The following is a 2392-nucleotide window of genomic DNA, read 5'->3' as shown; positions in this document are numbered from 1 at the left end:
CCGAGCCGCAATTCGAGCTCGGGCAGGTGGGGTCTGTCCCAAACCTGCTCCGGCAGCAGACCGCCTGCACCGGCAGAGCGCTCGAAGGTTTCGAGCAGTTCGGCCGCTTTGCTGGGTCGCCCGGCGGCCAGCTCGTAATGCGCGCGCTCGCCGGCGAGTAGCGGCCAGGGCCGGCCCCGGCCGATGCCGTCGAAGGGCGAGCCGTCCTCATGCTCGCCATAGCCGTCACCGCTATAGCGATACCAGAGCGGACCTTGCGGCAACTCGCAGCGCAGAAGCGCGTCGATGGCTTTGACGGTGTTCACGATGCGAGCATCGTCGGCGGCTCTCAGTCCGAAGCGGACCAGCGCCAGCGCGTCGGGACTTATGATGGCCTCGGCCGGCCGATGGCTATCGCCGGGCGGGCGGTTCTTGATCGGCAGGAAACCGTCCTTCGGCGAAGCGGCGCCAGCACCGTCGGGCGGTGCGATGCGGACATGGTAGCCGTCGATGCCCTCCCTGGCGCAGAGTTCGGTGCCGGTGACATAGGTCCAGCGCTCGATCTGGTCGTTCCAGCAGTCGGCCGTCTCGCGCAGATAGTTTGCCGGTTCATTTTTGCCGCAAGCATCCAGCATGTCAGCCGCCGCAAGCAGCGCCGCGATCTCGACGGCCAGCGTGAACGGGCTGTAGCCGGCGTCCTCTTCCCAGCGGTCCTCGCCGGTGACCGGGCCGTTGCGCACCACATAGGAAGCCGCGCTTTCGATCATGGCTAGGAAGTCGTCGAGCTTCGCGCGCGGCAGATGGCCGGCGCGGCGGAGCGCGTCGGCAAGCAGCAGCGGAAAGGCGCATTCGTCCATCTGGATGCCAGGCCAGTAGGGCGTGCCGCTCGCCCAGCAGTTCTGCGGCCAATGACCGTCCGCCTGTTGGATTGAGCGGAGATAGATGAGGATATCGAGCGCCTGCCTGGCGTCGCCGGCTGCAAGGAAGCCCCCCGCCGTTTCGACCAGGTCGCGCGGCCAGACCAGATGGTAGCCGCCGAGATCGTCGTCGCCCTTGTTGAAGCCCCAGGGGATCGAAAGACTGGCGACTGCGGCTCCAGGCCTGGCGATCGACAGATGCGAGGCAAGCACCGCGGTACTGACGCGGTAGGTATTCAGGCCGGAGGCGGCTTGCCTGTCGAGCGTCTCCAGGCCGGACTGAAATTTCCGCCAGCTGGCGGCATAGGTTTCGGCGGCCGCATCGAAACCGTCCTTCAGGCTGGCCAGCGCGGCTTCAGCCGCCTCTTCCGGCGAGGCGCCGAAGCCGAGCGCCAGCAATGCGGTGCCCTTGCCTGTCGAGAAGCCGATCTCGCCGGTCAGCGCCACATTGCCATCCTCCGCGCGCTCAGCGGCAGGATCGAGCGCGCCGCTATTTCGCAGCTGCTGCCAGCCGTCGGAGAAACCGACATAGCCGGCCGAGCAGGCGCCACAGGGCAGCGAGGCGGCAAGCGCGAGCGAGACGCCGCGGCCTGACGCAAAGAGGATACGCTGCCCCTTGTGCTCGCCGAGCCAGGCGGTGTTGCCCATGCCGCGATTGACGAGATGCGGCGCGAGCAGCGCGTAGACCTGGTAGTCCGAGGCTGAGCCTTTGAGCGCCGCGAATGTAATTTCCTGCAGCAGAACGGGCCGTTTCGAATCCGTAACAATGCGCTTTTCAATCCGATAGGAGCCATTGACCGCCGTGTTGACCAGGCGATAGCCGGGGACGCCGGCTTCGAATGGCTCGACAAGATGGGCGGCATCGCGTTTCTCTTCCGAGAAATAGCCATCGGGACCGGTAATGATCAGCCCCAGGTCGCGCGTGCAGGCGCTGTCGAGGCGGGGATAATAGACCTCGTTCAATATGCCGTGACTGATGGTGAACCAAAGCAGGCTGTTCGCTGAAAGCCCGGTGCCGACGCCGCTCTTGGCGCTTGACGTCCAGCGCGCGGGAATTCCCGGGGCGCCCTGAGCAACGGTCGGCGTCACTGCCATCAATTGGCCTCCTGCGGCCGTTCCTAGACCAGGAGCCGGCGGCTTTTCAATCGCCGCACCCGAAGTTGATCGGGCTCGGGTCGCTTGACCCATCGTTGACAGCGGCGCCGTCAAGCGCTCACTATTTCTCGGGCAGGGAGGAACTGCGGAAACAGGATCGAGGCCGCGCGGCGCAGCTTGGCTGTCGTTCCACGGCATTCATCAGGGGGACAGGGAGGAGACATGTCGGAGGTATCTCCCCAGCTGATCGATCGGCTGCTCGCGATCTCGCGGGCGCTCGCCGGCCATATCGATCCGGGCTCAGCGTTCCGGGCGACAGCGATCGAAATCGGCACGCTCATCCCGCACGACCATATCGATCTGGCGGTGTTGTCGCTCGATGGGCGCATGCATGCCTGCTA

Annotated in this window: 1 protein-coding gene; it reads right to left on the bottom strand. The window is 65.8% G+C overall.

Annotated elements, in window-relative coordinates:
* A partial coding sequence (locus EOA60_RS29005; protein ID WP_128312326.1) for a glycoside hydrolase family 15 protein occupies positions 1-1991 on the bottom strand: 1991 nt, incomplete at its 3' end.
* Between the last annotated feature and the right edge of the window lie 401 nt (positions 1992-2392).

It is taken from the genome of Mesorhizobium sp. M1A.F.Ca.IN.020.06.1.1, from assembly GCF_004023265.1.
In the GTDB taxonomy this organism is placed as follows: Bacteria; Pseudomonadota; Alphaproteobacteria; order Rhizobiales; family Rhizobiaceae; genus Mesorhizobium.
Note: the sequence above shows the minus strand (reverse complement) of the source record. Positions and strands in the feature narration are given on the sequence as shown.